8 protein-coding genes are annotated in these 13,974 nt (G+C 46.2%); 5 read left to right on the top strand and 3 right to left on the bottom strand.

The features are described 5' to 3' along the window. Positions 1 to 111: 111 nt before the first annotated feature. Positions 112 to 2,784 carry a T9SS type B sorting domain-containing protein gene (locus tag BMZ72_RS03500; protein WP_177222666.1) on the bottom strand — a complete coding sequence of 891 codons (2,673 nt, stop codon included), beginning with the start codon at positions 2,782 to 2,784 and terminating at the stop codon, positions 112 to 114. Between the two features lie 799 nt (positions 2,785 to 3,583). Here BMZ72_RS03500 and BMZ72_RS03490 point away from each other — a divergent pair. From BMZ72_RS03490 to BMZ72_RS03475, 4 genes are all read left to right on the top strand, one after another. Beyond that, positions 3,584 to 5,722 carry a M43 family zinc metalloprotease gene (locus tag BMZ72_RS03490; RefSeq protein WP_089805293.1) on the top strand — a complete coding sequence of 713 codons (2,139 nt, stop codon included), beginning with the start codon at positions 3,584 to 3,586 and terminating at the stop codon, positions 5,720 to 5,722. A 5-nt stretch (positions 5,723 to 5,727) separates the two neighbouring features. After that, positions 5,728 to 6,909 carry an aminofutalosine synthase MqnE gene (gene mqnE, locus BMZ72_RS03485; protein ID WP_089805291.1) on the top strand — a complete coding sequence of 394 codons (1,182 nt, stop codon included), beginning with the start codon at positions 5,728 to 5,730 and terminating at the stop codon, positions 6,907 to 6,909. Between the two features lie 13 nt (positions 6,910 to 6,922). Then, positions 6,923 to 7,459 carry a DUF192 domain-containing protein gene (locus tag BMZ72_RS03480; protein ID WP_089805289.1) on the top strand — a complete coding sequence of 179 codons (537 nt, stop codon included), beginning with the start codon at positions 6,923 to 6,925 and terminating at the stop codon, positions 7,457 to 7,459. Between the two features lie 557 nt (positions 7,460 to 8,016). Next, complete coding sequence (locus BMZ72_RS03475; protein WP_089805286.1) at positions 8,017 to 9,417, top strand: sigma-54-dependent transcriptional regulator; 1,401 nt, start codon at positions 8,017 to 8,019, stop codon at positions 9,415 to 9,417. A gap of 62 nt (positions 9,418 to 9,479) precedes the next feature. Here BMZ72_RS03475 and BMZ72_RS03470 read toward each other — a convergent pair whose 3' ends face one another. Then, positions 9,480 to 11,759 carry a DUF7133 domain-containing protein gene (locus BMZ72_RS03470; protein WP_089805284.1) on the bottom strand — a complete coding sequence of 760 codons (2,280 nt, stop codon included), beginning with the start codon at positions 11,757 to 11,759 and terminating at the stop codon, positions 9,480 to 9,482. Between the two features lie 260 nt (positions 11,760 to 12,019). Between BMZ72_RS03470 and BMZ72_RS03465 the strand changes: the two genes are divergently transcribed. Beyond that, on the top strand, positions 12,020 to 13,282 hold the full coding sequence (locus BMZ72_RS03465; protein WP_089805283.1) for a NupC/NupG family nucleoside CNT transporter: 1,263 nt from the start codon (positions 12,020 to 12,022) through the stop codon (positions 13,280 to 13,282). A 260-nt stretch (positions 13,283 to 13,542) separates the two neighbouring features. Here BMZ72_RS03465 and BMZ72_RS03460 read toward each other — a convergent pair whose 3' ends face one another. Further along, on the bottom strand, positions 13,543 to 13,941 hold the full coding sequence (locus BMZ72_RS03460; protein WP_089805281.1) for a DUF4259 domain-containing protein: 399 nt from the start codon (positions 13,939 to 13,941) through the stop codon (positions 13,543 to 13,545). Between the last annotated feature and the right edge of the window lie 33 nt (positions 13,942 to 13,974).

Here is a 13,974-nt window from a genome sequence, read left to right as displayed (position 1 = left end):
ACGCTTATCGCGTACCGGCTTTATCATTTATACCGGTCATCAAATAACTGCCAGGTTTGTTGCAGAAGAGAACCGGATTAATTAATATACGCACGCGTGTGCTGCTGACAACTATCTTACCAGTGTTACCGTTCCCTGTTGACGATATATTTTCCCTACATCATCATAGAAAGCATATTCAATCATGTACACATAAGCGCCGCCAGGTTGTAGTTGTTCCATGTAAGTTCCATCCCATCCTTTGCTGACATCACCTGATCTGAATATTACTTCTCCCCAACGATTGTAGATCATCATATTAAAGACAGCGACTGCTTTTGCTTTTACCCTGAACACATCATTCACACCATCTTTGTTAGGTGTAAAAGCCGTGGGTATAAAAAGAGAGTGCCTCGTATCTACATAGATCGTTACTGAATCGCTGACAGCGCAATTTCTGCCGGAAGGCGTAATGACAATATATGTGGTGGTCTGCAACGGCTGCACTGTCGTTGTCGCACAATCCGCACAACTAACACCAGTTACAGGAGTCCAGCTGTAATCCACCGCATTGACTGCATGCAATTCCACTTTATCACCGATAGAAATGGTGGTATCACTGTTCGTGATCGTAACAGGTGCAATATCCAGGTTGTTCAGTGTCACATCTGCGGTAGCTTCACAACCATTCGCATCGATGATCTTTATGTTATAGTCACCCGCAACGATATTTTCAATATCCGGTGTGTTGATAGGGACACCGTTCAATTCATAGGTATAAGGCAGGGTGCCGCCACTGCCATTAATTTCCAGTGCACCATCTTCCCTGCTACAGGTTTCATCTGTTGGCGTTACAGAAAGGTCAATCACCGGCGGTGCAATAATTGCCACAATCGCACTATCGAGACAGGCGCCGGCCCGACCATATACTTTATAGTTACCTACACCCAGATTATCGAAAGAAGTAGCACGCTGATAAGGTTGATCATCCAGCGCAAATTCGAAAGGTGGTTGTCCGCTGTTGACCGTTATATTAATCGCACCATCCGTCAGACCATTACAGGTTGGCGCTACCGGTGTGGCGGTAATAGAGAAGGATGCATTGGGTGCTACTGTAACGTCTACGCTTCTGGTAATCGCACAACCTATCGCATCTGTGATCTCTATATTATAAGTACCTGCTGCCAGGTTAGTATAGCTATTCCCGGTACCCATGTCTGTATTATTCAAACGATAGGTAAATGGCGTCAATCCGCCGGATGGCGTTACCGTAATCGCTCCCACGGGATTGGCACAATCAATATTTGTCACATCGATCGTTGCGTCTATCGCAGGACTCATCATTACCTCCACCTGATCACTGGCCGTACATGCGCCACCATTACTCACCACGACACTATAGGTGCCACCTGAACGAACGAGCAATGTATTGGCGGTACTATTATCTGACCATAAATAATGTGTATTGCCGGTACCGGCATTCAACGTAACAGGCGTACTGTTACAACTCGTAATCTGATCCGTACCAAGATCCACGGTAGGTGGCGGCATCACTACGATATTCCGGCAGGTGGATTGCTGGGTGGGCAAACCTTCATCCATAATCATATTGACGGTATACGTGCCCGGTTGTGAATAGGTAAAAGATGGAGGAACGACTAACGTTGAAGATGGTACCGAGCTATTGGTACAGGCGCTGAACTTTACACGGGTTAATGAATTGTTGAATGCATTGGCAACAAAGGTATACAGATCGTCCTGTACCCTGAAAACCGCTGAAAGCGAATGCGGATAGCGGAAACTGCCAATATTACCATAAGAAGAAGCCGTAATATTCCCTGTGATAACACCGCCATCAAAATCCAGTCTTACCAGATCATCTCCATCACCATTTGCAACAAGGGCAAACACACCACCACAATCATTAAAGACGTAGATATCACGGGGATGGTTCAGAATACCGCCCGGATTACCGAGATTAACCGCCGTAGGTGTATTCAGCATGGAATTACCAAAGTCCAGCCGGGTGATGGTCTGACCTTCCCCATTTGTCACAAACATAAACCAGTTACCGCTGACGTTGATCAGGAACATCCCTGTAGGATAATCCAGGTTACCCAGATTACCCATGTTGACGCCGGAAGGCGGTGTAGCAAAGGAGGTTCCGAAATTGAAGCGGGTCAGCGTATTGTTATCTGCGTTAATGGTAAATCCATACCAGATCCCCCCTTCCTGAAATGTAAACAGATCAATAGGATAAGCCAGATTGCCTATATTACCCCAGTTGGTACAGGTAGGCGTATTGGATAAACTTGCCCCGAAATCAACAATGGCGATACTGGGAACAGTTGCATTCCCTCCACCCACAATCAGTACATGCCAGCCATTTGCATCCTGCACTATTCTCAGGCCTTCCGTCTGACGGGGGATCTGTCCGCCGAAATTGCCCAGGTTTTCAGCTGTTGGCGTATTTAGCAAACTATTTCCAAAAGAAAGCCTTACCAGGCTTTCAGCATTATTGGTCACAAAGGCATAATAGTTACCTCCCTCCTGGGCCATCTCCAGGAATACCGGCGTCTGAAAGGCGCCGTTTATATTACCGAAATTGACAGCCGTTGGCGGCTGGTAGAGGTTCCCTGCACAGAAATTCCAATAGAACGACGATCCTCCCGTTGATGTATTGGTGAGCGTGATAGCCTCATTGACACATACTGTGTCCGGAGCAGTAAAACTGGCTTGCTGTGCCCAGGCTGAATAGCCCGTAAATAATATGACTAAACAGGTCGACAGAATGAATGATCTCATAGATATCATGTGTAAGGGATATACACGTTGCTGATTGTCCCGGTTCAGGCGCTAAATTACCGAATGAAGCTAATATAATGATATCTAATTTGATAGATAGCCGTCGACGTGATTTTTTACCTCACCAGCATAATGAGGCCCTTTTGCGGATACGCCCCTTCGGTGAACCCCGTAAATGGTGTACTAATCCTGTAAACAGAACTACCTGCGGGCAGTAACTTGTCTATGCAGGTGCCATCCCAGCCCTTACGGCAATCATCTGAACGAAAGATCAATTCCCCTCAGCGGTTATAGTTACATAAGCCACCGGACCGCCATGAATAAATATAACGGGGGTTTCTTTTTTGATGACACCTGCTTGCGTATTGAACTCATATGCATATTAAAAGAGGCATCCCTGACCGGCATATCTCATGGGTTCATTAACACAAACAGTATCAGAGCCTGCAAACCTGCTTGTTGTGCCAGTGCAGACAAACAGGATAATAGGGTAAACAATACACAGGCCAGCTGTAAAGTTGATCGCATAGAAAGTTGGGAAAAACCTGTAAAAGAAAATAAACCTGATAGAGGGGTTTGGGTCTAACGGTTAATAAGAAATTTCTTTAAACTGCGTTTACTGATAGAAAAGTTGATAAAATGATCTAAAGAAGATCCTAAAAGCAATCCATATAAAAGAATCTAATTTAATAGCGAACTTCGTCTTTGAAAGATTGATAACATGTAAATAACGATATCGTCGTAACTTTTTAATAAAAATAGGCTGACAAGCTGTATTTTAACTACTCAAACTTGAACCTTGCGCAATTTTACCCTTCTTATCCTCGCCGTCCTCTATGTCATACCAGCGCTTGCACAGCGTAAATGTGGTACCGAAGAAGCAATGCAACAACTCATTGCCTCTAACCCAGCTTTACAGAAAGTGCGTGAACGAAAAGAAGCACGTTTGCAGGAAATGACCCGCTCAGTGAAACAATCCCGGGCATTGATGAGAACCATCTACCCAACCGTCACGATTCCCGTTGTTGTACACATCGTCATGAGAAACCCTAACCAGGTGACCGATGAACAGGTACAATCCCAGATTGATGCGCTCAACCGTGATTACGCAGCAGCAGCACCAGATATCTCCAATGTACCGGCAGCATGGCAATCGCGGATAGGTCAGGCGAATATACAGTTCTGTCTGGCGCAACGTACCCCTGATAATAATCCAACGAATGGTATTAATAGGGTGACAACCACCCGCACTTCCTTCTCTTCAGCCAATTCCGCATCAGGTGTAAAACACGTGGCTACCGGTGGCGCTGATGTATGGAACAGTGATAACTATCTGAATATATGGGTTTGTAACCTCGCTGATAATTATCTGGGTATCGCCACCTTTCCTCAGGGTTATCCTGCGGATGAACAGGGTGTGGTGATCACCTACACTGCTTTTGGTACAACAGGTACTGCTGTTTCACCTTATAATGCGGGCCGCACGACCGTGCATGAAGTGGGCCACTTCTTCTCCCTGCGTCACATCTGGGGCGATGAATCAGGTTGCGCTGCGGATGATGGTATTGACGATACACCTTTGCAGGGTAACTATACGTATAATTGTCCGCCGTTCCCGCTGACTGACAGATGTACGGTAGATTCTCCGGGTATCATGTTCAACAACTTCATGGACTATTCAGATGATGCCTGCATGCTGCTGTTCACCTCTGATCAGGCAGACAGGATGCGTATTACCCTGGAAAATGACAGGGCCTCCCTGATGGTTTCAGAAGCATGTCTGCCATTAAACCTCCAGGAGAATGATGCCTCCATCCTGAACATCCTTTCTCCCTATAACCAGATCTGTGAAAACAATATCCTGCCACGCGTCATCCTGAAGAACCAGGGTAAAAACGCCCTGACCTCCGTGAAGATCAACTATGTAGTAGACGAAGGCACAACGATCAGTTACAACTGGACGGGCAACCTGGCAGCGCTGAAGAGTGATACGGTGGATCTGGACAGCAGTATTCCGGGAGAAGGTCTGCACCTGTTGAAAGTGTATACCGCTTTACCTAATAATAATCCGACAGATGGCGATGGATCTAATGATACCGCCTGGTCTCCTTTCCAATATTATGCGAATGCGACCTTCCCGTTACTGGAAGGCTTTGAAGGCAATACCTTCCCGCCGGATGGTTGGGAGATCAGGAACTATGATAACAGCTTTAGCTGGGAAATGAGTTCGGATGCTGCCAAATCGGGCACTAAATCAATCGTGATCCATAACCTGGCATATAATACCAACGATGCGGTGGATGATATCCTGACACCGGTATTCGATCCGACAGGGAAAGATTCCGTGTTCCTCTTCTTTGATGTGGCGGCGGCGGCGTACTCCAGTCTGAATGGTACGAATACCACCTGGGATAGTTTACAGGTACTGACAACTTCTGACTGTGGAGACACATTCGATAGCCTGTATAAGAAAGGAGGTTCTTCCCTCCTCACCCGCAGGGTGCCGGTAACGACCGAATTTGTACCTACCGCTTCAGAATGGCGCAGGGATTCTATCAACCTGACCCCGATCATTAAGAAAGGGCCATTCAGAGTGGTATTCAGGAACATCAGCAACGCGGAGAACAATATCTACCTGGATAATATCAATATCGTCACGAAGAATACCCTGCCCTATCTGAAGGAGAAAGGGTTGGTGATCGGACCTGTTCCAACGTCCAACCAATTGTTTATCACCTTCCTGGAAGTACCGAATGATCTGGAATGGATCGGCATCTATAATACTTTAGGACAACTGGTCGCTAAGCAGCCAGGCTCGTCAATCAACAATAGCAACCGTTTTATCTTTGATTTGGTAAATGAGCCAAATGGTATTTATTTTGTAAAATTAATATACAGGAATAACGTCAAGACTATTAAGATAACTAAAGTGAATTAAGCGAGATGACGACCAGAAATGACCATCCGGCAGTAGAATTGTTACTGCAGGATACAAGATTGGACAAAGGGTTGAAAACCATTGGAGAAAAGGTAATGTCAGCAGAAAGGCTGACGCCGGAAGACGGTCTTCTTTTATTTGAGAAAGGAGAACTTGGTTTCCTGGGCGCCCTTGCCAATGCTGTCAGAGTGCGTCTGCACGGTGACAAAACCTATTTCAATCGTAACTTTCACATTGAGCCAACCAACGTCTGCATCTTTACCTGCAGATTCTGCTCCTACTCCAAGCTGTATAAGAACCGTGAGGAAGGTTGGGAACTGAGCATCGATCAGATGCTGGATATTGTGAAAAAATATGACGGTCAACCTGTTACAGAAGTACACATCGTGGGTGGCGTACATCCAAAGATGAACCTCGACTTCTTCGTTGAACTGCTGCAGAAAATAAGAGCACACCGTCCAGACCTGCATCTTAAAGGCTTTACCGCGGTGGAACTGGACTACATGTTCCGCAAGGCGAAAGTAAGTGTAGAGGAAGGGATGCGTATCCTGCATGATGCTGGTCTCCAGTCCATGCCGGGCGGCGGCGCCGAGATATTCCATCCGGATATCCGTGCAAAGATCTGCCATGATAAGGTAGACGCTGAAGGCTGGTTACACATTCACAAAACCGCGCACCTGCTGGGCATGCATACCAATGCAACCATGCTGTACGGCCACGTAGAGGAATTCTGGCACCGTGTAGACCACATGGAGCAGCTGCGTAAGCTCCAGGATCAGACCAAAGGTTTCAATACCTTTATTCCGCTGAAATTCCGCAATAAGGACAATGAAATGGCCCATGTTGCAGAAACATCTGTAGTGGAAGATCTGAGACTGTACGCAATTGCCCGTCTGTATATGGACAACTTCCCCCACCTGAAAGCCTACTGGCCGATGCTGGGTAGAAATACCGCTCAACTGACCCTCTCCTTTGGCGTAAATGATCTGGATGGTACCATTGATGATACTACGAAGATCTACTCCATGGCAGGTGCGGAAGAACAGAATCCATCTATGAATACCGCTCAACTGGCCATGCTGATCAAACAGGCTGGCAGAAGACCGGTAGAAAGAGATACCGTTTATAACGAGATCAAGGACTACACCGATGTAGTGTTCTTAGAAGAGGAATTGATGGCACGTTAAAAAACACCGCTTTATGTCAGCTTCCCGATGGCTGCTATTCAATGCAGGACTTCTTATCTATATCGCCTCCTGTCAGAACAGAAATGGCAATCAGGCTTTTAATAATAACGTATCCTCAGGGGATGCCACCATTAGTACGAAGACAGACAGCGGACCGCCATTCAAAAAAGAAGGTGTCCTTTATTTTCTCAGTAAGGTCAATAACGATACCCTTCGTCAGATCGATATCGAATTAGCGACCAACGACCAGGAAAGAGCACAGGGATTAATGTACCGTAAGTCGATGCTGGATACCCAGGGAATGCTGTTCATTTTCCCGCATGCGGAAGAACAGTCCTTCTGGATGAAAGACACTTATATCTCCCTCGATATCGTCTATCTGGATGAGAAAAAAGAGATCGTATCAGTACAAAAGTATACGACACCACTTTCAGAAGAGAGTCTTCCGTCCTTCAAAAAAGCACAATATGTGCTCGAAGTGAATGCCGGATTTTGCGATAAGTATCACATCGCGTATGGTGATAAGATCGCTTACAAAGAGATCAGATAAGCACTTTTTACTTTCAGAATAAAGAAGCCGTTCACCTTGGGTGAACGGCTTCTTTTTGTGATGATAAAAATCTTAAGCAAGTATTATATGAATCTCATTATCAATATATTGCAACTAGTTGTTTATAATATCAGTTTAACTGATATAGGCTTAAAACCAGTCAGAAAAGCTGCTATTTTCATTGCTCGAAACACCCTTGCCCCTATATGCTGATTTTCAGCTCATTTGGGACCAATGCCTTCATCTTTACATTACTAAGATCGTGCCGTAGCTTACCGGAACCTTTACTTTTACATTAAGCTTTAACATCAGGAATTTCCCATCCGATACCTATCCGATGTTGTTATTATCAGGCAATAAATACGCCTGGCCGACCGATCTTTATTTTTGGTTAATACAATATTTCGATACCTTTATACCAGCCATAACATTTGAAACCTCAGCAATCAATACCATCTTCTATTTATCCCCTGGCCAACAATCACTATTTAAGTCAAGTAATAATGTTCGTGTTTCTCTAGTGAAACGTTATATTATTCACCTCTTAATTTTAACATGTGAAAACCATCCTGATCGTTGATGATGAGATCCAGATCTGCACCTTGCTGACTAAGATCCTGACTAAAGAAGGATATGACGTTTCCCACAGCGTATCCGGTTCCTCCGCATTGAAAATGGTGAAAGAGAAACACTACGATGTGATCTTCTGCGATTACCGTTTAAAAGATAAAGAAATCGACGGCAGTGTGCTTTCCCTGAAGATCAGGGAACTCAGTCCTGCTACCGGCATCATTGTGATGACAGGATACCCCGATGTTCGGGTAGCCATTCAGCTGATCAAAGGCGGCATCTATGACTATGTGGTCAAACCGCTGAATGCCGAACAGGCCATCCTGCTGGTACAGAAAGTACTGCTCCATCAGTCCTTACATTCCAAAGAAGCGTTGCCGGTGGCAGGCATTGCTTCGGAAACGCCTGTTTCTACCCTGGTCTCTCCTAAAGGAAGGCTTAGTCAGTTTGTATACGGTAATGGTAATTCCTCCAAAGAACTCCATGTACAGATCAAACTGATTGCCCCCACCAGCTATAGTGTGGTCATCCTGGGGGAAACAGGTACCGGCAAAGAATCTGTTGCACACCTCATCCATAGTCAGAGTAAGCGGAAGGATCAGCCGTTTGTCGCAATAGATTGTGGTAGTTTGTCGCCCGAACTCGCCTGCAGCGAACTATTCGGACACGAAAAAGGCGCCTTTACGGGGGCTATACAGGCAAAAACCGGGGCTTTCCAGGAAGCACATGGTGGCACCCTGTTCCTGGATGAAATAGGTAACCTGTCTTATGAAGTGCAGACGGCCCTGCTCCGGGTGATACAGGAACGGGTGGTCAGACCAGTAGGCAGCACCCGGGAAACAAAGGTGGATATCCGGCTGATCGTCGCCTCTAATGAAGACCTCCAACAGGCTGTTTTGAATGGGCGTTTCCGGGATGACCTCTATTACCGCCTGAATGAATTTACGGTGAATGTGCCGTCCTTAAGGGCCCGTAAAGATGATTTACCCCTGTTCATTGCCACTTTCAAACAGACTATCGAAGCGGAACTCGGCAGGGAATGTGGAGAGATCACAGAAGAGGTTTATCATGCTTTTTATAATTACTCCTGGCCCGGTAACATCCGGGAACTCAAGAATGTCATGAGGAGGATCTTTCTGTTAGCAACAGACAACTCACCTATCACTTCCGCCAATCTACCGGAAGAATTCCTCCCCATAGCCGTTGAATCTGATCACCCTCCGGGTAGTGATGAGAACCTGAAAAATGTATCCCGGCAGGCCGAATACAAAAAGATCCTGGATGTGCTGCAACAGGTCCGGTTCAATAAATCAGAGGCGGCCCGCCTGATGAACATCGACCGGAAAACACTTTATAATAAATTACATACACTGAATATTGTCCTGTGAATTAAATAAAAAAGAGCGCCGGACCGGCGCTCTTTTTATGATATACGTTTTTACTGAAAGGTCTATTTCAGTTCGCTGATCGTAAATGACTTCTGTCTGCCCTTATACTGTTTCCTTACTTCCTGGATATCTTTCTCTGTCACCTTCGCCGCCCGGTTGCTCCAGGCGCCACGAATATAACTCAGCACCTCTGCAATATCTTTATCTGAGAATTCATCATTACTACCAATGCCCGGCATATCACCACTGATCTCAGGCGCTTTATACTGTTTACCGGCTACTGTTACAGGTCCGGTCAGACCAAACAACACGATCGCTGCCAGCCTGTGTTTATCGCCGGTGACGATCTCTGACTGATTCAACGGTGGTGCAAGCGACTGAATACCATCACCATCTGCGCCGTGGCAGGTCTGACAAACGGTTTTAAACAGGACGGCGCCTCTCGGATAAGCCTTTTGTAAGCTCTCATCCATACTTGCCTTCCGGTGGTTCTCAATATCCTTTAGCACCCTTTTCAGGCGTTTAGCCAGTACCAGTGTTGTATCAGGGTTCCAGTTTTTCAGTTGTTGCTGTAACTCAGCTTCCTTTCCTGCCATACAACTGATCACTGCATCAGCCACATACTGGTCGTTGGCATATGCTTCTACCAGCTGCATCTTCAGTAGCTCCACGTCTGCATGTAACTGAGCCGGCAGCGCCGGAAGTAACAAAGCCACATAAGGGGCCAGGAACACATTCTTCTGCATCATCGCCAGTTCACTCAGCACGGCTTTACCATTCGCCGCATTGATCACAGCAGGCAATGCTGCCAGTCCCTGTGCCTGCGCATATGGATTGGCCTGATGTAGCAGGACCATTACGTCGGTCAGTTGTAATGCGCCCAGACCTTCCAGTGTCCAGAGGGCATGTACCTGTGTATACAGACTGTCCTTCTGCTGTAACAAGGCTCTCAAGCCTGGTACCAGGGTCGTATAATGATGGTCGATGATCAGCTGTTGTGCCTTATCCCTTAACCAGCCATTCGGGTTGCTCAATAATACCAGCAGACGGGCAGGATCATTTTCTATAACAGCGCCCTTTGGATGTGTACCTGCCGGAACTATCCGGTAGATACGTCCGCAGTTCAGCGGATTGGTCAGGTTACGGCTTTTAATCTCGTTCTTTAAATAAGGTGTGAGATAGGTCTTATGCTGGATGATCCCCCTGTACATATCCAGTATATATAATGATCCGTCCGGACCGTCATACAGGCTTACCGGTCTGAAACGTTCGTCCGTGCTGGTCAGAAATTCTTTGTGTGCGTAGGCCTGCTGCCCTTTTACGATATAACCGCTGTCTCTGATAATGTTTCGCTTGATCAGATTACCGGAAGGTTCGGCCACGAATATATTATTATCGTATGCTTTGCCGAGTAAAGCGCCTCTGTATACCAGCGGACTACAAGCTGCGGTCATATTTACCAGACGCAGACTATCATCCAGCGTACCTTTCATATAACCGCGGTTGACACCTGTAGTAGGACGGGCCGGATAAACGTGGTTGTCAGCTACGATCTTCTCATCATATCCGGATACATTCTTCTGTTGCGGATTATGAGCGCCTAAACCGGCAGGGAAATAATCGCCCAGTACATTCTCCGAGTTATTATTATAGAACAGGCGGCCGTAATTGTCCTGGGAAATACCCCACTGACCACGGAAATGCGTCAGTTCCTTTACCCATTTGTTCCCCACCTTACGGTAGCGCTTATCCGATTTCGCGTTATAGATCCAATTGTCCATGGCACGCAATAGTCCGTTGGGCTGATGCTCCACATTTCCCCCTTCTGTATATTTATCATCGACCAGGGTTCGTTTACCCGGTTTGTCATTATTGATTTCGATAAATGACAATTTAGGTGGTTCTGCGATCAGTATACCATTTTCTACCAGACAGATCGCCCTTGGCAGTACGAGGGAATCTATAAATACCGTACGTTTATCAGCCACCCCATCCTGATTGGTATCTTCCAGGATCACTACCTTGCCGTTAGGTATATCTTCACCGGTACCTACTGTATCCGGCATATATCCCGTCATCTCTACTACCCACATACGTCCTTTTTCGTCGAAAGTCATGGCAACAGGTACAGTTACCAGCGGCTCTGCTGCCACGAGCTGTACCTCCAGCCCTTTTTCGACAACCATTTGTGAGATGGCAGTTTTTGCATCCAATACGGGGGATGCTGCATATTTTTCTCTGATAGCCAGTGAGTCGGAGGAAGTGCCGGTCTTTTTGTCGCCGCCGTTATTACACGCTGCTAACCATAGACTTAGTCCAATAAGATAAAACCTGTAACGCATTATTGTAATCGATTGTAAAGACCAAAATAGGAAATTAAATTACGAATTAGGAATTACGAAGTAAGGATGTATAGTATAAACGGCTTCAATGTATGTAAAAATGGTTGTCCACCCGACACATGAAACCAGGAATTATATGTGCTGATTTGATCTCTCAATTGCAAAATGCCGGTCTCCGCTGCATTTCAATTCGCAATTCGTAATTCCTAATTCGTAATTAATCGCTATTTTCGCTCAATACAACCACTTTTATCGCGCTTATGGGACGTTTCCAAGGACTTATCGGGATAATCCTTATCCTCGGACTGGCTTACTTAGTTTCGAACAACAAAAAGAAGATCAATTTCCGGCTGGTGCTCAGCGGAATCGGCTTGCAGGTATTGATCGCCCTGCTCATTTTTAAAGTAGGATTCGTTTTTCGTTTCTTTCAGGGCGTGGGTAAAGCCATGGGTAAACTGGAAGATTTTGCACGTCAGGGTGCTGCCTTCGTATATGGCGGTATTGCTGTAGAATCCAAACCCGGTACTATTGTCAACTACCTGAATGGAGGTTTCGTATTTGCCTTTAATATCACTGCCGCTATTATATTGGTATGTTGCCTGGTGGCTATCCTGTATCACTTTGGCATTATGCAGCGGATCGTTGCTGTCATCGCAAGAGCGATGAACGTGATCATGCGTGTGAGTGGCGCAGAGGCCCTCAGTAATGTGGCGAGTGCGTTTGTGGGACAGATCGAGGCGCAGGTAATGATCAGACCTTATCTTCCCTATATGACCCGCAGTGAACTGCTGGCATCTATGAGTGGTAGTCTGGCCTGTATTGCCGGCGGGATCCTGGTGGTCTACTCCAACATGGGTGCAGCTGCCGGTCTGGACCTCGCTCCTATGCTGATCACTGCGAGTCTGATGGCCGCACCTGGTGCGCTGGTGATCTCCAAGATCGTTTTTCCGGAAACGGAAGAATCGCAGACGATGGGTAAAGTAAAACTGGAGGTAAAAAGTCAGTATGTGAACGTGATCGATGCCATTACGCATGGTGCGGGCGACGGCTTTAAAATAGCCATGAACGTGATCGCGATGATCATCGGTTTCATTGCCCTGATCGCCTTCCTTGACTGGGGTTTGCTGAAAGTAGGTCAGCTGTTTCACCTGCCGTTCGAGCTAAGCCTGAACTGGATCTTTGGGAAGATCTTCTACCCGGTTGCCTGGGCAATGGGCGTTCCTACCCAGGACGTGAACAGTGTAGCGACCCTTCTGGGACAGAAACTGACCATCAATGAATTTATCGCATTCAAGAACCTGACCGATAAAACCATTCCTGTTGTATCAGAGAGAGGTTTGCTGATCGTTAGTATAGCGGTTTGTGGGTTTGCCAACTTCAGCAGTGTGGGCATGCAGATCGGTGGTATTGGCGTGCTTGCACCGGAAAGACGTGCTGACCTTGCATCATTGGGTCTGAAAGCGCTTTTCTGCGGAACACTGGCATCTTATCTGTCGGCGACTATTGCAGGCATCCTTATTTAATTAGGAATTAGGAATTAACAATTAAGAATTATAAGAAAGAGCGTCCCGCCAATGGTTGGGCGCTCTTCTATTTATGGTACAATGTAATTCGTAATTCTTTCCTTCAAATTCTCTCAACCCCCAATTATCTAATTGCCTGCCCATTCCTCCTTAATTTTTAATTCTTAATTCCTAATTGACACAAAAATCCGCCTTATCTTCTACCGGACGCCGGTAAGATGATAAGGCGGAGCTCTTTTATCGTTTTGGTCAGTTGTAACTTAGAAGTTCAGTCTCTTCAGCAGGTCAGCGATCACCGCATCCCAGCTTTCGTATTGTCCTTCTTCAGTTCTAACTTCTTTCATTTCGGATGTAGTCCTGATCTTTTCTACTACAGAAATTGCCAGTTTACGGAGTGCCGGAGTGGCCAGCAGGTTCAATGAATCCAGATGATCCAGTGGATCTTCAGGGAAGTCATCGCTCGCTCTGCCGGAAAGTGCTGCTACAACTTCCGCAGCTGCCAGTGCGTCTTCACATTCTGATGTATCCAGTACACCATCTTTGCTCAGAGAGAACTGCAAAGTGTCGGCTACCATGCCGCCATCTTTGTTGTCCATCATTTCAAATACCCAGTCTTGAGAGCCATCATTTTCGAAGTTTCTGGTACCCCATGTGCCCATGATATGTAATTTTTTGGTTTGCTTTATTGATTA

It is taken from the genome of Chitinophaga sp. YR627, assembly GCF_900114995.1.
Lineage (GTDB): Bacteria > Bacteroidota > Bacteroidia > Chitinophagales > Chitinophagaceae > Chitinophaga.
This window is presented reverse-complemented; position numbering and strand designations above follow the sequence as displayed.

Excerpts from the sequence above, each read along its gene's own strand:
- BMZ72_RS03465 (WP_089805283.1), top strand. The coding sequence starts at position 12,020 with ATGGGACGTTTCCAAGGACTTATCGGGATAATCCTTATCCTCGGACTG.
- BMZ72_RS03480 (WP_089805289.1), top strand. The coding sequence starts at position 6,923 with ATGTCAGCTTCCCGATGGCTGCTATTCAATGCAGGACTTCTTATCTAT.
- mqnE (WP_089805291.1), top strand. The coding sequence starts at position 5,728 with ATGACGACCAGAAATGACCATCCGGCAGTAGAATTGTTACTGCAGGAT.
- BMZ72_RS03500 (WP_177222666.1), bottom strand. The coding sequence starts at position 2,784 with ATGAGATCATTCATTCTGTCGACCTGTTTAGTCATATTATTTACGGGC.
- BMZ72_RS03460 (WP_089805281.1), bottom strand. The coding sequence starts at position 13,941 with ATGGGCACATGGGGTACCAGAAACTTCGAAAATGATGGCTCTCAAGAC.
- BMZ72_RS03470 (WP_089805284.1), bottom strand. The coding sequence starts at position 11,759 with ATGCGTTACAGGTTTTATCTTATTGGACTAAGTCTATGGTTAGCAGCG.